Source organism: Klebsiella sp. K47 (genome assembly GCF_051858335.1).
Classification (GTDB): Bacteria; Pseudomonadota; Gammaproteobacteria; order Enterobacterales; family Enterobacteriaceae; genus Klebsiella; species Klebsiella pneumoniae.
In genome coordinates this window covers 1-251 of sequence record NZ_JBPYUI010000162.1, presented here as the reverse complement: position 1 = coordinate 251, position 251 = coordinate 1, and the positions used below count along the sequence as shown (strand labels likewise).

Below are 251 nucleotides of genomic sequence, written 5' to 3'. Positions count from 1 at the left end.
CCGGTACCGGCCGGATGGCCGTTGACGGTGACGCGGCGCTCGCCGATCAGGCGGTCGGCTTCGCGGCGGGAACAGAAGCCGGTATCGGCGATATGCTTGTTGAGTCGGGTTGTCATCGGCCCATTATCGGGCAAAAGGTGGCCGCCGCTGCGTTTTTCCGCGTGCCGGTGGTTCAGGCCGGCAATGGATCGCCGGCGGTCGTGGTGCGTTCGCCGTCGTGGATCTGGTTGCGGCCGTTGCGCTTGGCGCAG

Annotated in this window: 1 protein-coding gene; it reads right to left on the bottom strand. The window is 67.3% G+C overall.

The window, feature by feature from the left end; translation table 11 throughout:
- A partial coding sequence (locus tag RRF55_RS27535) for a S4 domain-containing protein (protein WP_439419234.1) occupies nt 1–116 on the bottom strand: 116 nt, incomplete at its 3' end.
- Between the last annotated feature and the right edge of the window lie 135 nt (nt 117–251).